General features: G+C 59.4%; 21 protein-coding genes. 14 read left to right on the forward strand and 7 right to left on the reverse strand.

Going from position 1 to position 25,441, the window contains the following annotated elements:
• Nucleotides 1-20: 20 nt before the first annotated feature.
• The 5 genes from fabA to BS627_RS18135 all read left to right on the forward strand — a co-directional run bounded on the left by fabA (nucleotide 21) and on the right by BS627_RS18135 (nucleotide 4,015).
• On the forward strand, nucleotides 21-536 hold the full coding sequence (gene fabA / locus BS627_RS18115; protein ID WP_077984552.1) for a 3-hydroxyacyl-[acyl-carrier-protein] dehydratase FabA: 516 nt from the start codon (nucleotides 21-23) through the stop codon (nucleotides 534-536).
• 76 nt (nucleotides 537-612) lie between these two features.
• A complete protein-coding gene (gene fabB, locus BS627_RS18120) occupies nucleotides 613-1,836 on the forward strand; it encodes a beta-ketoacyl-ACP synthase I (RefSeq protein WP_077984553.1) in 1,224 nt (407 codons plus the stop codon).
• 6 nt (nucleotides 1,837-1,842) lie between these two features.
• Nucleotides 1,843-2,649 (forward strand): enoyl-ACP reductase FabI, encoded by an 807-nt coding sequence (gene fabI, locus BS627_RS18125; protein ID WP_077984554.1) that lies wholly within the window; start codon nucleotides 1,843-1,845, stop codon nucleotides 2,647-2,649.
• A 182-nt stretch (nucleotides 2,650-2,831) separates the two neighbouring features.
• Complete coding sequence (locus BS627_RS18130) at nucleotides 2,832-3,425, forward strand: TadE/TadG family type IV pilus assembly protein (protein WP_077984555.1); 594 nt, start codon at nucleotides 2,832-2,834, stop codon at nucleotides 3,423-3,425.
• Nucleotides 3,422-4,015 (forward strand): TadE/TadG family type IV pilus assembly protein, encoded by a 594-nt coding sequence (locus tag BS627_RS18135; protein WP_089153267.1) that lies wholly within the window; start codon nucleotides 3,422-3,424, stop codon nucleotides 4,013-4,015. The genes BS627_RS18130 and BS627_RS18135 overlap by 4 nt, the downstream gene beginning before the upstream one ends.
• A 39-nt stretch (nucleotides 4,016-4,054) precedes the next feature.
• Here the strand turns inward: BS627_RS18135 and BS627_RS18140 are convergent, their stop codons facing one another.
• The 3 genes from BS627_RS18140 to BS627_RS18155 form a co-directional block, all read right to left on the reverse strand.
• Entirely contained in the window at nucleotides 4,055-5,824 is a 1,770-nt protein-coding gene (locus tag BS627_RS18140) for a sulfite reductase subunit alpha (RefSeq protein WP_077984556.1), read from the reverse strand.
• Complete coding sequence (locus BS627_RS18145) at nucleotides 5,821-11,322, reverse strand: glutamate synthase-related protein (protein ID WP_077984557.1); 5,502 nt, start codon at nucleotides 11,320-11,322, stop codon at nucleotides 5,821-5,823. The genes BS627_RS18140 and BS627_RS18145 overlap by 4 nt, the downstream gene beginning before the upstream one ends.
• A gap of 405 nt (nucleotides 11,323-11,727) precedes the next feature.
• The gene (locus tag BS627_RS18155; protein WP_077984559.1) at nucleotides 11,728-13,056 is read right to left on the reverse strand and encodes an MFS transporter; all 1,329 of its coding nucleotides are present in this window, start codon (nucleotides 13,054-13,056) and stop codon (nucleotides 11,728-11,730) included.
• A gap of 248 nt (nucleotides 13,057-13,304) precedes the next feature.
• On the opposite strand from BS627_RS18155, the gene cyoA reads away from it, so the two are divergent.
• The 9 genes from cyoA to BS627_RS18200 all read left to right on the forward strand — a co-directional run bounded on the left by cyoA (nucleotide 13,305) and on the right by BS627_RS18200 (nucleotide 22,152).
• Nucleotides 13,305-14,435: a ubiquinol oxidase subunit II gene (gene cyoA, locus BS627_RS18160; RefSeq protein WP_077984625.1), complete on the forward strand. Its 1,131-nt coding sequence runs from the start codon at nucleotides 13,305-13,307 to the stop codon at nucleotides 14,433-14,435.
• 76 nt (nucleotides 14,436-14,511) lie between these two features.
• Nucleotides 14,512-16,515: a cytochrome o ubiquinol oxidase subunit I gene (cyoB, locus tag BS627_RS18165; protein ID WP_077984560.1), complete on the forward strand. Its 2,004-nt coding sequence runs from the start codon at nucleotides 14,512-14,514 to the stop codon at nucleotides 16,513-16,515.
• Between the two features lie 5 nt (nucleotides 16,516-16,520).
• Nucleotides 16,521-17,147, forward strand: coding sequence for a cytochrome o ubiquinol oxidase subunit III (cyoC, locus tag BS627_RS18170; protein WP_077984561.1), 627 nt, complete (start codon nucleotides 16,521-16,523; stop codon nucleotides 17,145-17,147).
• Entirely contained in the window at nucleotides 17,147-17,542 is a 396-nt protein-coding gene (gene cyoD, locus BS627_RS18175) for a cytochrome o ubiquinol oxidase subunit IV (protein ID WP_003514416.1), read from the forward strand. Before cyoC ends, cyoD begins: the two co-directional genes overlap by 1 nt.
• 162 nt (nucleotides 17,543-17,704) lie before the next feature.
• Nucleotides 17,705-18,466 (forward strand): SURF1 family protein, encoded by a 762-nt coding sequence (locus BS627_RS18180; RefSeq protein ID WP_165691307.1) that lies wholly within the window; start codon nucleotides 17,705-17,707, stop codon nucleotides 18,464-18,466.
• Nucleotides 18,467-18,578: 112 nt separating this feature from the next.
• Nucleotides 18,579-19,799, forward strand: coding sequence for a phosphopentomutase (locus BS627_RS18185; protein ID WP_077984563.1), 1,221 nt, complete (start codon nucleotides 18,579-18,581; stop codon nucleotides 19,797-19,799).
• The gene (locus BS627_RS18190) at nucleotides 19,796-20,773 is read left to right on the forward strand and encodes an adenosine deaminase (RefSeq protein ID WP_077984564.1); all 978 of its coding nucleotides are present in this window, start codon (nucleotides 19,796-19,798) and stop codon (nucleotides 20,771-20,773) included. Before BS627_RS18185 ends, BS627_RS18190 begins: the two co-directional genes overlap by 4 nt.
• 93 nt (nucleotides 20,774-20,866) lie before the next feature.
• Complete coding sequence (gene upp / locus BS627_RS18195; RefSeq protein WP_077984565.1) at nucleotides 20,867-21,496, forward strand: uracil phosphoribosyltransferase; 630 nt, start codon at nucleotides 20,867-20,869, stop codon at nucleotides 21,494-21,496.
• Nucleotides 21,497-21,630: 134 nt separating this feature from the next.
• Nucleotides 21,631-22,152: a TIGR02281 family clan AA aspartic protease gene (locus BS627_RS18200; protein WP_162520587.1), complete on the forward strand. Its 522-nt coding sequence runs from the start codon at nucleotides 21,631-21,633 to the stop codon at nucleotides 22,150-22,152.
• Here BS627_RS18200 and deoA read toward each other — a convergent pair.
• The 4 genes from deoA to BS627_RS18220 are packed head-to-tail and all read right to left on the reverse strand — an operon-like array spanning nucleotide 22,145 to nucleotide 25,438.
• A complete protein-coding gene (gene deoA / locus BS627_RS18205) occupies nucleotides 22,145-23,461 on the reverse strand; it encodes a thymidine phosphorylase (protein WP_077984567.1) in 1,317 nt (438 codons plus the stop codon). The two genes, BS627_RS18200 and deoA, sit on opposite strands and share 8 nt — an antisense overlap.
• Entirely contained in the window at nucleotides 23,458-24,231 is a 774-nt protein-coding gene (gene deoC / locus BS627_RS18210) for a deoxyribose-phosphate aldolase (RefSeq protein ID WP_077984568.1), read from the reverse strand. The genes deoA and deoC overlap by 4 nt, the downstream gene beginning before the upstream one ends.
• Nucleotides 24,232-24,233: 2 nt before the next feature.
• A complete protein-coding gene (locus BS627_RS18215) occupies nucleotides 24,234-25,034 on the reverse strand; it encodes a purine-nucleoside phosphorylase (protein WP_077984569.1) in 801 nt (266 codons plus the stop codon).
• A complete protein-coding gene (locus BS627_RS18220) occupies nucleotides 25,034-25,438 on the reverse strand; it encodes a cytidine deaminase (RefSeq protein WP_077984570.1) in 405 nt (134 codons plus the stop codon). The genes BS627_RS18215 and BS627_RS18220 overlap by 1 nt, the downstream gene beginning before the upstream one ends.
• Nucleotides 25,439-25,441: the final 3 nt, after the last annotated feature.

Raw genomic sequence — 25,441 nt, forward strand, 5'->3', positions numbered from 1 at the left:
ATTGGGGAAGTGAAAGCGGTATGGCAACGAGGCAATCAAGTTACAATTACGAGGAGATCCTGTCCTGCGGTCGCGGCGAATTGTTCGGCCCGGGAAATGCACAGCTCCCATTGCCCCCCATGCTCATGGTCCATCGCATCACCGAAATTTCCGAAACCGGTGGCGCGTTCGATAAAGGTTTTATCCGCGCCGAATACGATGTCAGCCCCGACGACTGGTATTTCCCCTGCCATTTCCAGGGCAACCCGATCATGCCGGGCTGCCTCGGCCTTGACGGCATGTGGCAGCTGACCGGCTTCTTCCTCGGCTGGCTTGGCGAAGAAGGCCGCGGCATGGCGCTTTCCACCGGCGAAGTGAAATTTAAGGGCATGGTTCGCCCTCACACCAAGCTCCTGCAATATGGTATTGATTTCAAGCGCGTGATGCGCGGCCGTCTGGTGCTTGGCACCGCCGATGGCTGGCTGAAGGCGGATGGTGAAACCATTTATCAGGCATCGGATCTGCGGGTCGGCCTGTCCAAGGAAAAGTCTGCCTGAGGCAGACGAAATAATCGAGACAAACGCCGGACGGCCTTAAGTCGCCCAGCCGAAATCTAAAGAAAAGGTCCCTTTGATGAGACGAGTTGTTGTCACCGGCCTCGGTATTGTTTCCTCCATCGGCGGTGATGCCGCTGAGGTCACCGCGTCGCTGCGCAATGCCAAATCCGGCATTTCTTTTTCGCCGGATTTTGCCGAACACGGTTTCAAGTGCCAGGTCTGGGGCAAGCCGTCTCTGGACCCCACCGATCTGGTCGATCGTCGCGCCATGCGCTTCCTGTCGCAAGGCGGCGCTTGGAACCACGTCGCCATGAAGCAGGCAATCGCCGATTCCGGTCTCGAGGAGAGCGACATCAGCGGCAATGAGCGCACCGGCATCATCATGGGTTCGGGCGGTCCTTCCACCCGCACCATCGTTGAGGCCGCCGATATCACGCTGAAGAACAACAGCCCGAAGCGCATCGGTCCCTTTGCCGTGCCGAAGGCCATGTCCTCCACCGCTTCGGCCACGCTCGCGACCTGGTTCAAGATCCACGGTGTCAACTACTCCATCTCTTCGGCCTGCTCCACCTCGGCGCACTGCATCGGCAACGCCGCCGAAATGATCCAGTGGGGCAAGCAGGACGTGATGTTCGCCGGCGGCCACGAGGATCTCGACTGGTCGATGTCGAACCTTTTCGACGCCATGGGCGCGATGTCGTCCAAATACAACGAAACACCCGACGTCGCCTCGCGCGCCTATGACGTCAACCGCGACGGCTTCGTCATCGCCGGCGGTGCGGGCGTTCTGGTTCTGGAAGAGCTGGAGCATGCGAAGGCACGCGGTGCAAAAATCTATGCCGAAATTGTCGGTTATGGCGCGACCTCGGACGGTTACGACATGGTTGCCCCGTCAGGCGAAGGTGCGATCCGCTGCATGCGGCAGGCGCTTGCCACCGTGAAGGGCGACATTGACTACATCAACACCCACGGCACCTCGACGCCGGTCGGCGACAGCAAGGAAATCGGCGCGATCCGCGAAGTTTTCGGCGACAAGATCCCCCACATCCAGTCGACCAAGTCTCTCACCGGCCATTCGCTTGGTGCGGCCGGCGTGCAGGAATCGATCTACGGCCTCTTGATGATGCAGGAACGCTTCATCGGCGAGAGCGCGCATATTTCCGAGCTCGATCCGGAATTTGCGGGCGTTCCGATCGTTCGCAACCGCATCGACAACGCCAAGATCGACACCATCCTTTCCAATTCCTTCGGCTTCGGCGGCACCAACGCCACGCTCGTCTTCCAGCGTCATAACGGATAATTGCCCATGAACGGCATCATGCAGGGTAAACGCGGCCTCATCATGGGCGTCGCAAACAATCATTCGATCGCCTGGGGTATCTCCAAGGCGCTTGCAGCACAGGGCGCGGAGCTGGCTTTCACCTATCAGGGGGAAGCGCTCGGCAAGCGTGTGAAACCGCTCGCCGCCGAACTCGGTTCCGATTTCATCGTGCCATGCGATGTCGAGGATATCGCCTCGGTCGACGCCTTGTTCGCGACCATCCGCGAAAAATGGGGCTCGCTGGATTTCATCGTCCATGCCATCGGCTTTTCCGACAAGAACGAGCTGAAAGGCCTCTACGCGGATACGACGCGCGAGAATTTCAGCCGCACCATGGTCATCTCCTGCTTCTCTTTCACGGAAATCGCCAAGCGCGCTGCTGAGTTGATGACCAATGGTGGCTCCATGCTGACGCTGACCTATAATGGTTCGCAGCGCGTCATTCCGAACTACAATGTCATGGGCGTCGCCAAGGCGGCTCTCGAGGCGTCCGTGCGTTATCTCGCCGCCGATTACGGCCCGCGCGATATCCGCGTCAACGCCATTTCGGCCGGCCCGGTCCGCACGCTGGCAGGTGCCGGCATCTCGGATGCACGCGCTATCTACGCGTGGAACCAGAAAAATGCACCGCTGCGGCGGACGGCTGACATCGACGATATCGGCGGATCCGCACTTTATCTGCTGTCCAGCCTGTCGCGCGGCGTGACCGGCGAATGTCATTACGTGGATTGCGGTTACAATATCACCTCGACACCCACGCTTGAGGTTCTCTCCAAGGCAGACGCGGAATAAGCCTACCTTTCGCAATCAACAAAGCCCGGCCCTGTGCCGGGCTTTTTATGCGTCGTATCGATTTTGGAAATCACTAAAGTATAGTTTATCGAAGTAACTGATTTTAAACATCGGGTGGTTATGGTCCGCAACAAATTCAACGGTTGCGCTCGCCGCATATTCTTAGAGATCGATATCGCCTCATGCGACTGGCCAGACTGAAGCCATTGCTGGAAAAATTGGGAGTCTCGCGCGACGGGACAGCGGCTATCGAATTCGCGATACTCGCAATACCCTATTTCCTCGTCGTCTTTGCGATCATCGAGACCTTCGTCGCCTTGATGGCGGAACAGGTCGTCGCCAACGCCACCGAGACCATGGCGCGGCGTTTGCGCACAGGGCAAATCAGCAGCTCGATTTCGAAAGAGGATTTCCGCAAGAGTTTCTGCGACGAAGTTTCAGTGATGATTACCTGCTCGGATGAGATCGATAAAGAACAGAAGCTCTATATCGACCTTCGCTCCTTTGCCGCCTTCAAGGATATTCCGACCACGATACCGCTGAAGGCCTATGGCGAATATTACGATCTCGATACCGCTCAATTCGGCTTCACGCCGGGCGGGCCGGAAACCATCAACATGTTGCGTGTCTATTATCGCTGGCGTGTCGTTGCCGATATCATCCGGCCATATCTCACAAAAATACGTCCGGCCGATGGATCAATGCCCTCACATTTCCTCATCGTCGCGACAAATGCGTTCATGAATGAGAAATACATCACAGGCGGGGGCTCATGATGGCAGGGCTGGTGTCCGTTGCGGCAAACGGCAAACGACGCCTGGTGGCGCTCGTTTCACGCTTTGCCAAAGATCGCCGTGGCGTGGGCGCGGTGGAGTTCGCGATCCTCTTTCCGATATTGCTTGCGCTTTATCTAACCTCTTTCGAATTAACGATCGGATACAATACCTACAAGCGGGCAAGCACCGCCGCAGCCTCCATCAATGATCTGATATCGAAAACAGGTTCCGTCGATAAGACCTATCTCACGGGAATGCAGGACGTCGCAGCCGCCGTGTTTGCGCCCTACAGCACCAAGGGTCTGCAGCTGAAGATCAGCGGCATCAAGATCGACGCGCAAAAACAGGCGAAAATCACCTGGTCCTGGGATGAGAAAAATCAGAGACCCTATGCGGTGGGTTCACCGGTCACCGTTCCGACGCGCCTGCTGGTGGAAAACAGCTTTCTCATCCACGTCGAACTTTCCATCCCGCATGAATTGTTGATGTTCATGCCCGACATTGCCTCGTCCGGAGTAAAGTCGATCACGATCGGGCGGGAGTATTTCTTCAAGCAGCGCGACGCCGAGACCGTCTGCACCAATTGCTGAACCAATCGGTGCGTCAAGGCGGTCCCGTCATGGCAGTAGTCAGTAGACGTCGCGCAGATAACGTTTTTCGCGCTTCAGCCGGTTCACATACTCGCTTGCCGCCTCGGCGGAGATGCCGGCCTCTTCGCTGACGATGCCACGCAAGGCATCGTCGACATCCTTCGCCATACGGGTCGCGTCGCCACAGACATAGAAAAAAGCACCCTCTTCAAGCCATTGATAGAGCGCCTTACCGTTCTGCCGCATGCGGGTCTGGACATAGATCTTTTCCGCCTGATCTCGTGAAAAGGCGAGGTCGAGACGGGTCAGAACGCCATCGCGACTCATGTCGCCAAGCTCGTTCTCATAGACGAAATCCGACTGCCGGTGCTGATCACCGAAAAACAGCCAGTTTTTGCCCTTTGCGCCTCTGGCTTGCCGTTCCTGCAAAAATGCCCGGAATGGCGCGATGCCCGTGCCTGGCCCTACCATGATAACAGGCGCATCATTGTCCTGCGGCACACGAAACGCCTTGTTCGGCGAGACGAAAATCCCGGCACTCTGCCCGGCCTCCACGCGGTCGGCGAGATAGGTGGAGCACACGCCCCCACGCTCACGGCCTTCGGCGCGATAACGCACGCTGGCGATGGTCAGATGCACGCTGTTTTTTGCAACCAGCGGGCTGGAGGAGATGGAATAGGCGCGATGTTGCAGCGGCTTCAGGAATGTCACGAATTCAGCAACATCAAATAGCGGCTTTTCGCCGAGATTGATGAGGTCGAGAATATCCTTGCTCCAGAGAAAGGCGGCGAGCTGCTCCCTGTCTCCGTTTGCGAGAATGTGGCTGAGTTCGTCATGCCCCGCCCGCTTGCCGATTTCGGCGACGAGTTCGCGCGAAGGCGTCGATATCTCGAACCTGTTGAGAAGCGCATCGCCGACCGGACCGTCCAGCCCGGCGATTTGGCGGTCCGCAGCCGCTTCGAAGTGTTGCAGCAGCGCGCCGACCAGTTTCGGATCGTTCAGGGGCACGACGCCAAGAGCGTCACCCGCCTCATAGTCCAGACCGCTTTCGCCGAGGTCGAATTCGTAGTGGCGAATTTCCTTGGACGAGCCGGTACCGGACAGGCGACGATTGACGCTTACTTCAGCCGAATAGGGATTTTTGCGGCTCCAGCCCTGTTTTGCCCGCACGGGCGGCTCGGCGACATGGGGCATGGTGACAGATGCCGCATTGCCGCCATCGACAGCAACCGCGAGCGGCAGCGTCTCGCCGATCCATGCGGCGGCGGCGTCCTCGAAGTCGATATCGCAGTCGATACGCGTCTTCATACGCTTGCCACCGAGTTGTTCGAACCGCGTATCGATCAGCTTGCCCGCCTGGCAGAAGCCGTCATAGCCGGTATCGCCGAGCGCGAGGACGGCAAAATTCATCCCGTCCAGACGCGGCGCGCTGTCAGCGGTGAGCGCTTCCCAGAAAAGCTGAGCATTGTCAGGCATTTCACCTTCGCCATATGTCGAGGTGACGACAATGACACGCTTCATGACGCCGAGACCGTCCATCGAGACATCGTCCAACGCCGTCACCACCGGCTGCATGCCCTGCGCGCGGGCGGCGGCGGCGATATCCATCGCCAGCGCCTCAGCATTGCCGGTCTGGGTGCCGAAAAGAATATTCAGCATACTGGCCTCGGCATTCGGAGCGGCCGCAGCAACAGATGTCTCCGTGCCGATGGCTGCACGGGAATGGAGCCCCGCCAGAAAACCGGAAAGCCATGCGCGCTGATCACCGTTGAAGGGCGCGTCCTCGGGAATATAAGGTATCTTCATCATGCTGCCCTATGGCTGGATGCGGTGGCGAGGTCTGGAATGGCGCGGGCTGCGAAAAGCTCCTCGAAGCCCGGCAGACGGCCGATCTTCTCGATGTTTTTCCGGTTCTGCTGAATGATCCAGCCATAGGTGCCGGGGCTGTCCACCGACAAGGTGTTCCTGCGCGCCAGCGCCTGCTTGTAATCGTCGAGACGTTTGGCGGCGATCATCACCGCGAGCTGTTCATCGTTATGGTCTGAAAGCGCCTCGCGGGCATATTTCAGCAGCCGCTGCATCAGCGCATAGTCTTCCGTAAGAATGAGATTGCGCACGGCTTTTTCAATAGCCGGGTCGGAAGGACCCGGCGCCGTCGGCACCCGCTGGAGGGCGATGGCCTGCGCCATGCTCAACACCGTGTAGTTATTGAGAAGCGCATACATCTCCTCAGTATCCGTCTCACTATGACCCGGCACCCTTCCGTTCAGGACGGCCTTGCGGTCGCGATAGGCGAGCTTGAACTTGCGCAGTTGATGGGCGGTAAGCGCGGATGCCAATTCCTCCAGCAGTTCCTTGCGGGGCTTCGCCTTCAGAATCTCGTCGCTATCCTGATAAAGCAGCAGGGCGCGTGGCATGCCATAGACGAAATTATGCTGTTCGCTTTCCCAGTTTTCCAGAAGCCATACCGCCTTGGCCGAGCCGGTCTCCGCGACATGCCAGGCCAGAAGCTGGTGCACAGCCTGATGATGGATCGCGGCCTGCTCATCCTCACCGGTGATCGAGCCGAGCAGGATGGAATCATGGCTGATCTTCTTCGGCAGATCGCCATAGGGATCATATTGATAAACGAAACCGCCGCTCATGCCGTTGCCGAAACCCTTGCCGAAGCTGCCAAGGTTCAGCACCGCGCCGTTGGTCATGTATTCGCAGGCGAAATCACCCACGCCTTCGACGACAGCGGTGGCGCCGGAGTTACGCACGGCGAACCGGTCGCCGGCCTGCCCTTCCACGAAGGTGCGGCCGCCGGTGGCGCCGAACAGTGCAAAATTGCCGACCAGCACATTGCCACCCGCCTCCTGCGAACCGCCACCCGGCGAACGCACGACGATGGTTCCGCCGCAGGCGCTTTTGCCGACACCGTCATTGCAGGTGCCGGTATGAACCATGACCATGCCGTCATTGCAGAAGGCGCCGAAGGACTGACCGGCCGAACCCGACGTCTCGATACGCACCGAACCCGCCTCCAGGAACCGGCGGCCACGGCTGTCCCGCTTCACGGCCGGAAGCGCATCCGCCTCTTCGTCGGAAAGCTCGTGGTTCAGCATGCGTTCAATATCGACGGCGAGCTGGCCGCCGACGCTCTTGTTGCAATTATTCAGGAAGCGATTGCCGCCCAGCTCGATTTTTTCCCGCTTGCTGTCCATCAGAGCCGAGCGCACGAGTTCGATGAAGGCATCGTCCAGCCCAAAATCCTTTTCCATATAGACAGGGCTGTCGATCTTCACCTCTTCGACCACGGCAAGCATTGCCCGCAGGTCAAGCTGGCCGACGCTTGCCGGGTGATCGAGGAGGTGAAGAAGATCGGAACGTCCGCGTGCTTCCCGCAGCGAGCGCAGCCCGAGTGCGGCCAGAATCTCACGCGTTTCATGGGCGATATTCATGAGATATTGCGCCAGCGCGCGCGGATCGCCGTTGAAAGCCTCCTGATTGGTGGTGAGACCGGCCGGGCACTTGATGTTGCAGTTCTTCGCCATGACGCATTTCAGCATCATCAGCGCCGTCGTGCCGAACTCGAAACTGTCGCCGCCGAGCAACGCCGATTTTACCACGTCGCTCGCCGTCTGGTGCGCGCCGGAGCAGCGCAGCAGCACCTTGGCGCGAAGACCCGTGGCGCAAAGCGCCTGATGCACTTCCGCGATACCGATTTCCGCCGCGCGGCCGGTATATTTGAGGCTGGTGACGGCCGCCGCCCCCGTGCCGCCGGTATTGCCGGCGACATTGATGACATCGGCCCCCGCCTTGGCGACGCCGACCGCGATCGTGCCTATCCCTTCCGACGAGACGAGCTTGACGATGACGCGCACGCGCGCCGCCTTGGCGTCATGGATGAGCTGAGCCAGATCCTCGATGGAATAGGTATCGTGATGCGGCGGCGGCGAGACAAGCTCGACACCCGGCGTGCCACCGCGTGCGGCGGCGATTTCCACCGTTACCTTGGGAGACGGCAACTGCCCGCCCTCGCCTGGCTTTGCGCCCTGACCGATCTTGATCTCGATCTCTTCCAGCATCGGATCGGCAAGATAACCGGCCCAGACGCCGAAGCGGCCGGAGGCGAACTGCTTGATGCGCGAGGCACGGATAGTGCCGTAGCGGGATATATGTTCGCCGCCCTCGCCCGAATTCGACATACCGCCGACCATGTTGGTGCCATGGGCAACCGCCTCATGGGCGGCTGCGACCAGCGCGCCGTGACTCATGGCGCCCGATGCCAGCGTCCTGGTGATCTCGCTCGCCTTTTGCACTGTCTCGAGAGCAATGCTGTCAGGTGCGGTGCGGATCAGCGACAGATAGGTGAAAGCTTCGCCCTTCGCCTGAACCAGAAGCGCGCCGCCCTCCAGCCAATGGCCGGCAATATCCTCACCGAAACGGTCGAGCAGCGACTGACCGAGTGCGGCAAGCCGGGCAAGGTCGTGACCGTGCGGTCCGGTCAATTGCAGCCGGAACGCACCTTCGCCTGCATTTTCGCAGAGCAATCCGCGCACCATGAAGCTGTTGTTGCCACGTCTGGAAAAGCGCCCCATTTCGCGGCGGAAGTCCTCGGCCGAACCGGCAAAGGTCACATCGGCCGGCAATTCAAGAACATCACGAAGGGCTGCCGGACGGCGGGCCCTTTCTTCCGCCATCATGCGGGCAAACGCGCGGTAACCGGGCGTTACCTCGAATGCATCGATCGCCTCCGGGGTCAGCCGGTCAAAGCTGTTGTGATAATAGGCCGCATCGTTGAGACCGAAGGCATCTTCCAGCCGGTTAAGCGGCAGCAGACGCAAGGCGTCCTCATTTTCGGTTCCCTTGTCGAAACCGATCTTTTCCTCGGTCATATCCACGAAACCGCGTACCGCCGTCGTGCCATAAGAATGGCCAGCACCTTCCGCACGCTCCTTGAAGAGACCGAGCAGCGGAATGTCGTTTTCACCCTTCACCGACAATGCTTTTCGATGCCAGTCGACCACCGCCTGCGCGATAACGGCGAAGGTGACGCCGCCGACCGGGGTCTTCACATTGGGGAAATAACGCTTCAGGACGGGATCGTTGGTATCGAGGAAATTCGGCTCGAAGAACTCACCGCCGATGTAGCTTTCCGCCGTGCACAGGCCGACTTTGCCCATGGTCTTCATCAGCGACTTTTCAGCCGCCTTGGCGAAGCGCTTGAACGCCTTGTCAGCCTCGGCGCCGAATTTTTCTTCCGCACGGAACTGCACGCCGAGCGGATAGACCGCCGAAGCACCGAAACCGAGGCCGGCTGCGATTTGATGGGAGGACGAAAACTGCCCGCTTTCGACGATCAGGGAAACGCGCAGCCGCAGGCCTTCCTCAATCAGCCGCTGGTTGATGGCGGAGACGACCATGATCATCGGCAAAGCCGCACGGGCTGCCGAAACATGCCGGTCGGTGACGACGGCAATGCCGCCTTCCTCCGCCGCGAAAGCCACAACTTCATCGCAGAGCCCGTCGATTGCCTGCCGTAGCGCGGCTTCGTTGGCCTCCGCAACATCCAAGACCGGCGAATAGAGCATTTCGAAACGGCGAAGAGGGGTCTCCGACTGCTCGCGGATGCGCAACATATCGAGATGGGTCAGGATCGGGGAGTGCACGACGATCTGGCGGGCCTTCTTCGCACCGCTGTTCGGCTTCGCACCGAGGGCGACACGCAACGTCATGCCATCGGCCTCACGAATACTGTCGAGCGGCGGATTGGTGACCTGCGCGAAACGCTGTGAAAAATACTTCGCGACGCCGCCTTCCTGATCGGACAGCGCGTTGATGGCATTGCCATATCCCATCGCCGAAATTTTTTCCGCGCCGGAGGCCAGCATCGGGTCCATCAGGAACTTGAAGCTTTCCTGATTATGCGAATAGGCGACATAACGCTGGTGCCGTTCCAGATCGCCATTGTAACGTAGTGGCGAGCCCTGCTTTTCGGCGGGCACTTCCGGCAAATCGTCCAGCAAGACACGGGCTTCGCGCAGCAGAGATGAATAATCGCGGCGTGAGGCGAGAAGCTCCAACGCCTCGACGGTGGAAAAGGCACGCCGCTCGGCGTGGTCGTAATAAAGCATGCCGCCCGCCTCGATACGACCGCGGCGGATGACGCTTTCCGCCGGAAAGGCGATCTGCCCCGCCTCCGACATGACGCAGAGATAATCTTTAGTCTCGACGGTGCGTAAAGGGCGCAGGCCGAGGCGATCGAGACGGGCGCCGATGATGTTGCCGTCGCCGAAGATCAGCGCGGCCGGACCGTCATTCTTCTCCTCATAGAGCGAGAAATATTCCAGCATCGCCTTGACTCCCGGCGACAGGGTGTCGTCGTTTTCCCAGGCAGGCGGCATCATCGAGACCACGGCGGTGACGAGGTCGAGACCATCCTCCATCACCCGCGCCTGCAATGTCTGGTCCAGACGGCAGCTGTCCGACTGGCCCTTCGGCCTGACGATGCTGGCATTCTTCGCCAGCGCCACGGCCGCTTCAGACAGCCGGTTCTTCTTGTCGGTGTTGAGCTCACCATTATGCGCCATCAGGCGAAAGGGCTGCGCCATGGAGGGATGCGGATCGGTATTGGTGGAAAACCGCGTGTGGAAATACATCGTATGCACTTCATGGCGCGGATCGGTGAGGTCGCAGAAATAAGGCATGACCTCGTGCGAGTTCAGACGCCCTTTGAGCACCTGCGTGCGCGCGCTGAGCGACAGTGGGTAAAAACCGGCGAGATCAGGCACGGTATAGGCCAGCGCTTCGATGGCGAGCAGCGCCTTGTGGATACGCCAGTCGAATTCGGCAGGGGTGCCGCATTCGGCCGGAGCCGAAAAGACCCATTGCCGGATCGGCAACTGGTAACGGATGGCGGCAGGGCGGATGGCCGCGTCATTCACCGGCACGTCGCGGACGATGAGAGTCGAAAACCCCTGCTGCTGCAGCGCGCTGCCGATAATGCCAACCGCCTGTTCATGGAAAGACGGGTTCTGCGGCAGGAAAAAATTGCCGACGCCAAACCGGCCGGCCTGCAAGGTATCGTTGCCCGTCAGCTTCTGGAAAAAGGAGAGCGACAGATCCATCGACACGCCCGCACCGTCACCGACTCCTTCCGCCGACATGCCGCCGCGATGCGGCACGGCACAGAGAGCCTCGTGGCCGCGCTTCAGCACCTCATGTGTCTGCACGCCGTCCTTGCGGGTGATGAAACCGACGCCACAGCTGCTTTTTTCAAAAGCCGCATCGTAAAGGCCGAATTTTTGCTCCGTCACGCTCAAGGCACTCTCCTCTCGTTGCGCGTTTCGCGCGGCATCGCCGTCTTTCCCGAAACCCGGCGCGTCAGCCGGCACTCTGCGGGCGGAGCCGCAGGCGACCTGGCTGCTCCTCTTCTTCTGCTTATCGGCGTTTAATGGCGCGAACGGTCGTTTTGCGGCCGACAAACGGCGTGGCGGCGTTGGCCGCTTTCTCGCAAATAATGATCGTCGTCGTTCGCATCGCGTTCCCTGATGGCCGGCTTTCCGGCGGTGAGGCACACTGAATTACGTCAGTATTGCTTACATAATATTTCATGATCGACTGAGTCAAGATTAAAATCGACCTGGCGCAATAAAAAAACAAAAACGCCGCGAAATCCGACAGGATTCCGCGGCGCGATGGGTGCAGGGATTTTTAAATTGCCCAGATCACTCCGATGGCATGTCCAGCGTGCGGCTGAACCAGAGGGCGATCAGCGTGCAGAGCGCACCCGACATCAGGTAAATGCCGACGGCGAAAAGACCGAATTTGGACGAAAATCCGAGCGCGACGAGCGGTGCGAAACCGGCGCCGATCAGCCAGGAAATATCCGAGGTGAGCGATGCGCCGGTATAGCGGTACTCACGGCTGAAGCGGGAAGCAAGCGCGCCGCCCGCCTGACCGAAGGACAGGCCAAGCAGAGAAAAGCCGATTAGGACGAAGAGATAGCGGCCAATATCGCCCGAACTCAGGAGAACGGGTGCCACGAGGCTGAAGAGCCCGATCAGCACGGCCGCAACAGCCAGAAGCTTCCGCCGGCCGATCCGGTCGGCCAGAATGCCCGAAACCACGATCATGCCGCCGGCGATGATGGCGCTGACGAATTGCACGAACAGGAAGTCCGACACACGCTGGCTGGTGTTGAGCGAAACCCAACTCAGCGGAAAGACCGTGACGAGATGAAAGAGCGCAAAGCTCGCCAGCGGCACGAAGGCACCCGTGACCACCACCGGAAACTGTGAACGTAGCATCTTGAACATGGGGCGCGGTTCCAGTTCGTGCTGCTCCAGCATGGCCTGGAATTCCGGCGTCACGATCATGCGAAGGCGGGCAAAGAGCGCGAGAACATTCAGCGCTAGCGCCACGAAGAACGGGAAACGCCAGCCCCAGGCGAGGAATTCCGCGTTGGAAAGCTGCGTCACGAAGACGATGAAGAAGGCGCTGGCGAGACCGAACCCCATGGCCGCACCGATCTGCGGCATCATGGCGTACCATCCGCGCTGCTTCTGCGGTGCATTCATGGCGAGCAGCGAGACGAGACCGTCCCATGCGCCGCCCAGACCAAGACCCTGACCGATACGGAATACAGCCAGCATGACCGGCGCGAGCATGCCCGCTTCCGCATAGGACGGAAGGAAGCTGATCGCCATCGTGGAACCACAGAGCGTGAAGAGGGCAGCCATCAACTTAACGGCGCGCCCGAACTTTCGGTCTATCTGGAGGAAGATCAGCGAACCGATCGGCCTTGCGATAAAGGCCAATGAGAAAACCGCGAAGGAATAGAGCGTGGCCGTTAGCGGATCGACGAAGGAAAAGAAGACGTGGGGGAAAACGAGCGCGGAGGCGATGGCGTAGATGAAAAAGTCAAAAAACTCCGTCATTCTCGCGAGAATGACTGCAATCGTGATGCGATCCGGATCGACCTTGACGGGACCGGCCCCATGTCCGTTCGCTTCCGGCGCCTGCCCAAAGGATGGAGCAGCATTCGTATAACTCATAATATCCCTCCTGCGTCATGGACGAACCATTTCCTGTAACGCGCCGGCTCCTCATCCGTTGCGTTACGATGCGACGGATTGTCACACGCACCCTACGTAACGTCAATTGAAGTTTGGCAATAAAGGGTTGCCCAGTCAGCCGACCATGCGATAATGCACGGGCTCCGTCCTAAACGCAGCACTGCCCGAGACATGGTGCATCGCGAAGGTTTCGCTGCACCGCGACAATATACCTCATTCTAAAAATGATGTTCGGCAATTATTCGCGGCATAATCCAAACTGTACGAGTTCAAAGAACGTGCGCACGATCAAAAAAATCCTATCCGCCCTTCTGGCAATCCCGGCTCTGCTGCTGCTCAGCGGCTGCAACCTCGTCGTCATGAACCCTTCGGGCGACATCGCGATCCAGCAGCGCGATCTTATCATCACGTCCACGGTTCTGATGCTGCTGATCATCGTCCCGGTCATTGCCCTGACGCTGTTCTTCGCATGGAAGTATCGCGAATCAGGGAAGGCTGAGGATTACGATCCCGAGTGGCACCACTCCACCCGCCTGGAAATGGTGATCTGGTCGGCTCCGGTCGCCATCATCCTGATGCTCGGCACCGTGACCTGGATTTCCACGCACCGTCTCGACCCCTATCGCCCGCTGGAGCGTATCGACGAGAACCGCCAGGTGACCGCCGACACCAAGCCTATCACGGTAGAAGTGGTGGCCATGGACTGGAAGTGGCTGTTCTTCTATCCCGACCTCGGCATTGGCAGCGTCAATGAATTCGCCGCTCCGGTCGATGTTCCCATCAATTTTAAGATCACCGGCACGACGGCGATGAACTCCTTCTTCGTTCCCGCGCTCGCCGGCCAGATCTACGCCATGGGCGGCATGCAGACGAAGCTGCACGCGGTCATCAACAAGGAAGGCGTTTATGACGGCTTCTCGGCCAATTTCTCCGGCCCCGGTTTCTCGCACATGCGCTTCAAGTTCCATGGCCTGAGCCAGCAGGGCTTCGATCAGTGGGTGGCGAAGGCGAAAGAAAGCGGCAAGGGCTTCGGCCGTCAGGAATATCTGGAATTCGCCAAGCCTTCCGAACGCGAACCGGTACAATATTTCGCTTCGGTCGATCCCGAACTCTACAGCGCCATCCTCAACCGCTGCGTCGAGCCGAACAAGCTCTGCATGCGTGACATGATGCATATCGACGCCAATGGCGGCGGCGGCAAGGAAGGCATCGATATCGCCAAGGCGCTGAATTCCGTCGTCTGCACGCCGCTTGCGCCCTTTGGCGTCGCCAGCGGCCCCCAATCCACTCCGGCTGCGCTCGAAGGCCAGACTTTCGAACCTGCGGCGCTGCCGGAAACGAAACAAGTCGCTGGCTGACGGATACGTCCCGGCATTATGCGGCGCGGCCAATGGCTGCGCCGATCTTATGTCTTAGAATCGCAAGAGGCTAAAAATGATCGTCAATTCCGATCAAACGTCGTTCCTGTTCGGGAAGCTGACATGGGAGTCCATCCCGCTTCACGAGCCCATTCTTGTCGCGACCTTCGCGGCCGTGGCTCTGGGCGGTATCGCCGTCGTCGGCGCCCTCACCTATTTCCGCCTCTGGGGCTATCTCTGGAACGAATGGTTCACGAGCATCGATCACAAGAAGATCGGTATCATGTACATCATTCTGGCGCTGGTCATGCTGCTGCGCGGTTTCGCCGATGCGATCATGATGCGCGTCCAGCAGGCGATCGCGTCGGGCGGATCGGAGGGTTACCTTCCGCCGCACCATTACGACCAGATCTTCACGGCCCACGGCGTCATCATGATCTTCTTCATGGCCATGCCGATGATCACGGGTCTGATGAACTTCGTCGTGCCGCTACAGATCGGCGCCCGCGACGTTTCGTTCCCCTTCCTCAACAACTTCTCCTTCTGGATGACCACGGCCGGCGCCGTCATCACCATGATCTCGCTGTTCATCGGTGAATATGCGCAGACCGGCTGGCTGGCCTATCCGCCGCTCTCCGGCATTGATGGAAGCCCCGGGGTCGGGGTCGATTATTATATCTGGGGTCTGCAGATCGCCGGTGTGGGAACGACGCTATCGGGCATCAACCTGATCGTGACAATTATCAAGATGCGCGCGCCTGGCATGACCATGATGCGCCTGCCGATCTTCGTGTGGACATCGCTGTGTTCGAACATCCTGATCGTGGCCTCCTTCCCGATCCTGACTGGCACGCTGGCACTTCTCACCCTCGACCGTTACGTTGGCACCAATTTCTTCACCAACGATCTCGGCGGCAATCCGATGATGTATGTCAACCTCATCTGGATCTGGGGCCATCCCGAAGTTTACATCCTGGTGCTGCCCGCATTCGGCGTATTCTCGGAAATCGTTTCCACGTTCTCCCGCAAGCGCCTCTTCGGTTATGCCTCGATGGTTTATGCGACGGGTGTCATCACCATCCTTGCCTACATCGTGTGGCTGCACCATTTCTTCACCATGGGGTCCGGCGCGAGCGTCAACGCTTTCTTCGGCATCACCACAATGATCATTTCGATCCCGACCGGCGCGAAGATCTTCAACTGGCTCTTCACCATGTATAAGGGCCGCATCAATTTCGACGTTCCGATGCTCTGGACGATCGGCTTCATGATCACCTTCGTCATCGGCGGCATGACCGGCGTTCTTCTTGCCGTTCCGCCGGCGGATTTCGTGCTGCACAACTCGCTGTTCCTCATCGCCCACTTCCACAACACCATCATCGGTGGCGTCGTGTTCGGTGTGCTTGCGGGCATCGTTTACTGGTTCCCGAAAGCCTTCGGTTACCGGCTCGATCCGTTCTGGGGCAAGCTGTCCTTCTGGTTCTGGTTCATCGGCTTCTATTTCGCCTTCATGCCGCTCTATATTCTCGGCCTGATGGGCATCACCCGCCGCCTCAGCCAGTTTGAAGACAATTCGCTACAGATCTGGTTCGTCATCGCCGCCTTCGGCGCCTTCCTGATCGCGCTCGGCATCGCCTCCTTCGTCATTCAGCTCATCGTCAGCTTCCTCAATCGCGAAAAGCTGCGTGACGTGACCGGCGACCCCTATAATGGCCGTACGCTGGAATGGTCGACGTCTTCGCCGCCGCCCGCCTACAACTTCGCCTTCACGCCGGTCATTCACGACGTGGATGCCTGGGCGGATATGAAGAAGCGCGGTTACAGCCGTCCCAAGGAAGGTTTCATTCCGATCCATATGCCGAAGAACACCGGCGCAGGCGTCATCATCAGCGCCATCAGCGTCGTCCTCGGCTTCGCCCTGGTGTGGCATATCTGGTGGCTTGCCGCCCTTTCGATGCTCGCCATCATTGCAGTCTCGATTGCCCACACCTTCAACTACAACCGCGAATACTACATTCCGGCTTCCGACGTTTCGACTGTCGAGGCTGAACGTACAAAGCTGCTTGCAGAACAGGCGTAACGAATATGGCTCATGCACCTGCACAAAGCGCCAGCGGCGCTGAACCACCGGTCTTCTACCTGAAAGAAGACCATCACCCGGAGAATGGCACCTCGCTGGGCTTCTGGCTCTACCTGATGAGCGACTGCCTCATCTTCGCGACGCTGTTTGCCACCTATGCCGTTGTCGGCCGCAGCTATGCGGCCGGTCCTTCGGGTGCGGACCTGTTTGATCTCAAGCTGGTCGCCATCAATACCGGCTTCCTGCTTTTCTCCTCCATCACCTATGGCTTTGCCATGCTGGAAATGGAAAAGCAGAAGGTAAAGGCCACGCTGGTCTGGCTGGGTGTGACCGGCCTCTTCGGCCTCGCCTTCCTCGCCGTCGAACTCTACGAGTTCCACCACCTGATCGCGGAAGGTGCGGGCCCGCAGCGTTCGGCGTTCCTGTCGGCCTTCTTCGCGCTGGTCGGCACGCACGGCCTGCACGTCACCTTCGGCATCATCTGGCTCGTCACGCTGATGTTCCAGGTCGGCAAACATGGCCTCATCGCGGCGAACAAGCGCCGCCTGATGTGCCTGTCGATGTTCTGGCACTTCCTTGACGTCATATGGATCGGCGTCTTCTCCTTCGTTTACCTCATGGGAGTTCTTTGATGAGTTCCGAAGCACACGCACATCACGACGCGCATGGCGACGACCATCATCACCATGATGGTGCGAGCCACGGCACCTTCAAGAGCTACATGATCGGCTTCGTCTTGTCGGTCATCCTGACGGCGATCCCCTTCTGGCTGGTCATGGGCGACGTTCTTGAAAACAAGACCCTGCTGGTCATCGCCATCATGGGTCTCGGCGTCATCCAGATCTTCGTTCACATGATCTACTTCCTGCACATGGACACCAAGTCAGAAGGCGGCTGGACCTTCATGGCGCTGATCTTCACCGTCGTGGTGCTCCTGATCACGCTCTCCGGCTCGCTCTGGGTCATGTACAACATGAACAAGAACATGATGCCGCTGCACATCGAGGATGTGAAAAACCTGCCCTGAGCAGCATAGACCAACGGCCTGCCGGGTTTCCGGCGGGCCGCTTTCGCGCCAACACATAACCCCATGAATCGTGGTGCGATTTATGGGGTTATTTGCTGTAGGATGCCCCGGTGGACGCCAGATGGTCTTTGCCGTTCGCCGCGGCTTCCCAAGGACTGTGACATGAGTGAAACCACACCAAATAACCGGCGAATCCGCCCTGCTGCGATCGTCGTCCTGCTCCTGACCATTGTCCTGACGGGACTGCTGCTGGCGCTTGGCACATGGCAGGTCAAACGCCTTTCCTGGAAGCTCGATCTCATCGAGCGCGTCGAAGCCCGCGTCCATGCCGATCCCGTCGACGCCCCTGACGCCAAAGAATGGCCGGCGCTCGGCGATCCGGCGGAATACGAATATCGCCGTGTGAAACTGTCCGGCACCTTCCTCAATGACAGGGAGGTTCAGGTCTATACGGTCACCGATCTCGGGCCCGGTTACTGGGTGATGACCCCGCTTCGGCGCGACGATGGTTCAAGCATCATCGTCAATCGCGGTTTCGTGCCGTCCGACCGGCGCGATCCATCTTCACGCACGCAAGGCGAACCCACCGGAAACGTCGAGATCGTCGGGCTGATGCGCGCGCCGGAAACAGGCGGGCTTTTCCTGAGAACCAACGACCCGGCAAATGGCCGCTGGTATTCCCGCAATATTCCAGAGATCATACAGGCTTCCGGGCTGTCAGACGTTGCGCCCTTTTATGTCGATGCGGATGCGACACCCAATCCGGGTGGCCTGCCGGTTGGTGGCAAGACCATGCTGACTTTCCCCAACAACCACCTCTCTTACGCCATCACATGGTATATTCTGGCGGCGATGGTGGTTGCTGCGGGCTGGTATGTGATGCGCAACCTCAACGCACCGAAATCGAAAGGGGATGCTGATTGAACCGCTGTTTTACCGGATGGTTCATAAAAGCACTTCCTTCTTCACGTTTTGCTGATCTATAACGACAGTTCGGCCTGACATTGCCCGTCGGCGCATTTTGTTTCGGTGAGTTATGGCAAGAGCATTTCTTCTCGTTCTGGATTCCTTTGGCGTCGGCGGCGCACCCGACGCGGAGCGCTATGGCGATCTTGGCGCAAACACACTCGGCCATATCGCGGAATTCTGTGCAGCGGGCGCTGCCGATAAAGCGGGACTTCGCGCCGGTCCGTTGAAGCTGCCGAACATGTGTTCGCTCGGTCTCCTGGAGATCGCGAGGCAGGCGAGCGGTGACATTCCCGCCGGCATGGAACCGCCGGAGCGCATTTTCGGCCTGCACGGTTCCGCCAGCGAAATCTCCAAAGGCAAGGACACACCTTCCGGTCACTGGGAGATCGCCGGTACCCCCGTCGCCTTCGACTGGGGATATTTCCCGACGCAAGGCGATGCATTTTCGCCTGAACTGGTGGAAGCGATCTGCAGGCAAGCCGATATTCCGGGCATTCTCGGCAATTGCCATGCTTCCGGCACCGAGATCATCGCTGCGCTCGGAGAAGAACATATCGGGACCGGTAAACCGATCTGCTACACCTCCTCCGATTCCGTTTTCCAGATAGCCGCGCACGAAACGCATTTCGGTCTGGAGCGGCTCATCTCGCTCTGCGAGACGGTGCGCAAGCTGCTCGATCCGCTGAATATCGGCCGCGTCATCGCTCGCCCCTTCATCGGCGAAACGGTCGCGACCTTCGAGCGCACCGGCAACCGCCGCGATTTCTCCGTTCTGCCGCCTGAACCGACCCTGCTCGACAGACTTGTGGAGGCCGGCCGAAAAGTGCACGCCATCGGCAAGATCGGCGACATCTACGCCCATCAGGGTGTGACGCGCGTCATCAAGGCAAATGGCAACAGCGCCCTGATGGATGCGACGTTGCAGGCTATCGATGAGGCCGAAAACGGCGATCTCGTCTTCACCAATTTCGTCGATTTCGACATGCTTTACGGCCATCGTCGCGACGTTGCCGGTTATGCGGCGGCGCTTGAAGCCTTCGATGCGCGTATTCCGGAAATCCACCGCAAGATGGCACCGGGCGATGTAGCGCTTCTCACTGCCGACCATGGCTGCGATCCCACCTGGCGGGGCACGGACCATACACGCGAAAGGGTGCCGATCATGGCATTCGGACCTGGCATCCGATCCCGCGATGTCGGTATTCGCTCAAGCTACGCCGATATCGGCGAAAGCATCGCCCACCATCTTGGCATCGAGGCCGGTTCTCACGGCAGGAGCTTCATTTGACATCGCATTTGCTGAAAGCGGAAATTCACTGCCACATCGAAGGTGCGGCACCGCCCGCCCTTGTCGCTAAACAGGCGGAGAAATACGGCATCGACACCAGCCGCTTTCTGCGGGACGGCCAATATGTCTGGTCGGATTTCGCCGAATTCATCCGTTGTTACGATGCGGTGGCGCAGGTGTTCAAGACGGATGAAGATTATGCCGTCCTGACTGAAACCTATCTGACCGAACTTGCGCAAGCCAATACGATCTACAGCGAATTGATCATCTCGCCGGATCATGGCGACCGCATCGGTCTTGGCGCCGACGCTTATCTTGCCGGCATTGCCGAGGGCATCCGCATCGCCAAGGAAAAGACCGGCATCGAAACCCGCATCATCGTCACCGGGGAGCGGCATTTCGGCCCGGAGCGGGTGATCGCAGCAGCCGAATATGCGGCGCGCGCCCGGCATCCGCTGGTAACCGGCTTCAACATGGCGGGCGAAGAGCGTATGGGCCGGGTTGCGGACTATGCCCGCGCTTTCGATATCGCCCGCGATGCCGGACTTGGGCTGACCATTCATGCCGGCGAGGTCTGCGGACCGGAAAGCGTTGCCGACGCACTCGATCTCGTCAAACCGTCGCGTATCGGCCACGGCGTGCGCGCCGTTGAAGATGCCGCTCTCATCTCCCGTCTGGTCGAGACGGGAACGGTTCTCGAAGTCTGCCCCGGCTCGAATATCGCGCTCGGCGTCTATCCCGATTTCGCCAGCCACCCGTTGAAAGCCCTGAGCGATGCCGGCGTGCGCGTCTGCATCAGTTCCGACGATCCGCCGTTCTTCTTCACCTCGCTTGCGCAGGAATATGCGCTCGCTGCGGAGATTTTCGGTTTCAGCGATGCCGAGATCAACCGCATGACCCGCACCGCGCTGGAATGCGCCTTTGTGGACGAAGCCACCCGCGCACGGCTGCTCGCACGGATCGATCAGTCCTGAGCTGTTGTTGACAGGGTAAAACCGCGAAGAAGGCTTGCGAAAAACGAGCTTTCGGTGAATTACAGGGCATAAGATAAAAGGAAGGCCAGTTTCATGGACGGCGTCACAGTCATCGAACATCCGCTGGTGCGGCACAAACTTACCATCATGCGCAAGAAGGAAACTTCCACGGCCGGCTTCCGCCGTCTGCTGAGGGAAATTTCGACGCTGCTCTGCTATGAAGTGACGCGCGACCTTGAGATGACGATGGAAACCATCGATACGCCGCTCGAAACCATTCAGGCACCGGTGCTCGAAGGCAAGAAGCTGGTTTTCGCTTCCATCCTGCGCGCTGGCAATGGCCTCCTGGAAGGCATGCTCGAGCTCGTGCCTTCGGCGCGTGTTTCCCATATCGGCGTTTATCGCGATCATGACACGCTGGAAGCTGTCGAATATTACTTCAAGGCTCCGGAAAGCCTCGATGCGCGCCTGATCATCGTTGTCGATCCAATGCTGGCAACCGGAAACTCCTCCATCGCCGCCGTTGAAAAGCTGAAGGAGCGCGGTGCGAAGAACATCCGTTTCCTGTGTCTGCTGGCGGCCCCCGAAGGCATCAAGAACTTCCGTGAAGCGCATCCCGATGTGCATATCTATACCGCCGCCATCGACAGCCATCTGAACGAGAAGGGTTATATCGTTCCCGGCCTCGGCGATGCTGGCGACCGCATGTACGGTACCAAATAACACCGTTCATCATTACTTAACCGTTTGAGCCATTCGCCGCACGCAACGCGGCGGATGGCTTTTTCTTTTAAGATTTCAGCATGTTTTGCGTCTATTCTCGGCAAGGATAACCCCGCCCTTTGAGGAGAAACGACTTGCTGGCGCGCGCGATTTTCCTGCTTGTTGGCATTTCCCTCGGCGCAACGCAAATTCCGGCGCTGGTGGAAAAATTTCAGCCGCGCCCGGAAGCAGGCGTCGAGAAAGCGGAAGCCAGACCCGAGGCGGCCAAACCGGAGTCCGTTTCCCTTGGCGGCGTCAATCTGAAAGCCGATGCTCGCGGCCACTTCAATGCCGCCTTCCGCATCAACGGCAAATCCTTCGACGGCCTTGTCGATACCGGCGCTTCCATGGTCGCCATCAACGAGACGATTGCGCGCCGACTCGGTTACGGGGTCAACAGCCTCGATTTTAAGTATGCGATTTCAACGGCCAACGGCCAGACCATGGCCGCCTATGTGAAGCTCGACCGGGTGGAAATCGGCGCTATCCGGGTTCAGAATGTCGACGCCATGGTGCTGAAGGACAATGCGCTTAGCAACATGCTGATCGGCATGAGCTTCCTCAAGCAATTGTCATCATTCAAGGTATCGGGCGGCGAAATGCGGCTGGTCAGGTGATCCTCTCAAGAACCACGTTGCCGATCTCTGTCGCAGCGTCATCAATCCCGTAACAAGCCGCAATCATTTCGGCGGCGTGTTCCGCTTCTTCTTTAGAGGCAGCATGGACTATCGCGACAGGCTCGCCCTTTTCCACTTTTGTGCCGAGCGGCAGGATGTCAGAAATACCGACCGCAGCGTCAACGGTATCCGACGGCTTTCTTCTACCGCCGCCAAGCTCCACAACCACCATACCGAGATCGCGGGTCGCGCAGGATGAGAGCCAACCGCTGCGCGGAGCCGAAACCGGGAGAGTGACCGGCGCGGACGGCAGGTAATGGGACGGGCGTACAACGAAATCCGAAGGCCCGCCGAGTGCTGAAACCATCCGCGCAAAGACCTCCATGGCCCGGCCGGAGGAAAGAGCGGCCAGCGCCAGCGCCTCGCCTTCATCAAGCGTAGTCGCGCTCCCGGCCTGCGCCAGCATTTCAGCAGCGAAGGCGAGCACGACCTTTTCGAGACGGGTTCCCGCTTTGCGACCAGCCAGAAAATCCAGGCAATTAACGATCTCGACCGCATTACCGGCTGCATCGCCAAGCGGCTGGTTCATGTCGGTTACCAGCGCCGTCGTCGGCAGGCCCGCGCCATTCGCCACATCGACCAACGCGCGAGCCAGATTGCGGGCATCCTCCACATTCTGCATGAAGGCGCCGTTGCCCACCTTCACATCCAGAACCAGCGTCTGCAGCCCGGCCGCAAGCTTTTTCGACAGGATGGAGGCCGTGATCAGCGGTATGGAATCCACCGTCGCGGTCACATCGCGAATGGCGTAAAGACGTTTGTCGGCGGGAGCGAGATCACCCGTCTGGCCGATGATGGCGCAGCCGACCGTCTTTACCGTCCGGCGAAACAACATCTCGTCCGGCGTGACGTTGTAACCGGGGATCGCTTCCAGCTTGTCCAGCGTGCCGCCGGTATGGCCAAGGCCCCTGCCGGAAATCATCGGCACGGCAAGACCGCAGGCGGCAACGATGGGCGCGAGCATCAGGGAGACATTATCGCCGATGCCGCCGGTGGAGTGCTTGTCCGCCACCGGCCTGCCGAGATCGCTCCAGGACAGGACCTCACCGCTGTCGCGCATCGCCAGTGTCAGCGCCACCATCTCATCCCGGTTCATGCCGCGAAAGAACACCGCCATGGCAAAGGCAGCCGCCTGCCCTTCCGAGATGCCGCCTTTTGAAAGCGCCTCTATGAAAGCGGCAATCTCCCGAGGCTCAAGTGACAGGCCATCGCGTTTGCGCCGGATGATTTCCTGCGGGATCAAGCTCAATACCCGCTGGCGGCCCTGGCGGGCTCGCCGCCGGCCAGCACGTTCAGCACATCATCGAGGACACCCGACGCGCCGAAACGGAAGGTGGACGGCATGGCCCAGTTGGGCGCCATGATGGTTTCCGCAAGCCTCAAGTAAAGCGTGGCGTCCTCCACCGTGCCGATGCCGCCGGCGGGCTTGAAACCCACCTTCTGCCGGCTGTCGCGGATCGCCTGCAACATGATGTCGGCGGCCTCCAGCGTGGCATTGATGGCAACCTTGCCAGTCGAGGTCTTGATGAAATCGGCCCCTTCGGCAATGGCGAGTTCGGATGCGCGACGGATCAGCGCCTTGTCCTTCAACTCGCCGGTTTCAAGAATAACCTTGAGCAACACAGGTGCCGCGCAGGCCTTGCGAACGGCAGCCACCATGTTCGAAACCGCCGTTTCATCGCCTGCTATGAACTTTCGATAGGGAATGACCAGATCGATTTCGTCAGCGCCGTCGCGGATCGCCGCCTCGGTTTCCGCAACCACAGCCGCGATGTCGAGATCGCCCGAAGGAAAATTGACGACCGTGGCGATGCGGATAGCATGGTCTTTTCCGAAAGCAGCGCGGGCCTGCGCCACGAAGCGCGGCCAGATGCAGATTGCGGCCGTATTGCCGTATTCCGTATGGGCCCGCTGGCATAGAGCGGCGATCTGCTCGGGCGTGCAATCTTCCTTGAGATTGGTCAGGTCCAGCAAGGACAAAGTGAGGGCAGCCGCTTCGCGCGGACGCTGGAGTTCCATGGTCACGCTCCTCCTGCGATCATTTCCTTTAGGATGGCGGCAAGCCTCTTGCCACCCACGGGAGCCATATCCTTGGTTTCTTCATGGCTCAGTTCCGCACCGGTCATGCCGGCACCGTAATTGGTAATAACCGATGCGGCGGCAACGCGCATCCCGAAAAAGCGGGCAAGGATGACTTCCGGCACGGTGGACATGCCGACGGCATCAGCCCCCAGCAGCCGCGCCATGCGGATTTCCGCCGGCGTTTCGAAGCTCGGGCCGGAAAACCACATATAGACGCCGCCAAACAATGGCACCGTCGCGCGGATGGCGGCGTTGCGCATGGCAAGCATCAGATCAGGATCGTAAGCAGTGGTCATGCCGACGAAGCGACGGTCGCTTTCTTCACCGATCAGCGGGTTCATGCCGGAATAATTGATGTGATCGGTGATCTGCATGACTGAACCGGGCGGCATATCCTGCCTGACCGAGCCTGCCGAATTGGTGAGGATGAGCGACTGCACGCCGAGACCAGCCAGCGCTTCGATGACAACCCGCATCGCGGACGGATCGCCCTTTTCGTAAAAGTGCACCCGACCAGAGAGCATCATGACCGGCTCACCACCGAGATAACCGGCCACCAGCTCACCCGCATGGCCGGAAACACCGCTTGCGGGAAAATCGGGAAGCTCGGCATAGGGCACGCGGATCGGATCGCTGACCTCTTCCACCAAAGAACCTAAACCCGAGCCGAGGACGATGGCTACGCGCGGCATTAGGCCGTTCAGGCGCTCCACCAGAATATCGATCAGCGTATCCGGCATCAGGGCAACTCAGTCTTGAAGCTGAAGGGCAAAAGCTCTTCCATGGTCATGACCTTCTGGACGCCGGTTTCGTCGCACAGATAGACTCGCGTTTCCGGCGTGGCAAATTCGGCGATCTTCTGCCGACATCCCCCGCAAGGCGGGCAGAGAGCCAGCTTTTCCGCGATGACAGCGATCTCGCTGATCTTCTTTGCACCACCCATGATCATGGCGCTGATCGCAGAAGGTTCGGCGCACCAGCCCTGCGGAAAAGAGAGGTTCTCGATATTGGCGCCCTTGTAAATCTTCCCGTCTTCCGCGCGGATCGCCGCGCCGACCGGAAATTTGGAATAAGGCGCGTGCGCGAAGGCCATGGCCTCCACCGCCGCCTCGAACAGCGCATGGGATTTTGGATCGGAGGACATGGA

The sequence above is a fragment of the Agrobacterium salinitolerans genome (assembly GCF_002008225.1).
Taxonomy (GTDB): domain Bacteria; phylum Pseudomonadota; class Alphaproteobacteria; order Rhizobiales; family Rhizobiaceae; genus Agrobacterium; species Agrobacterium salinitolerans.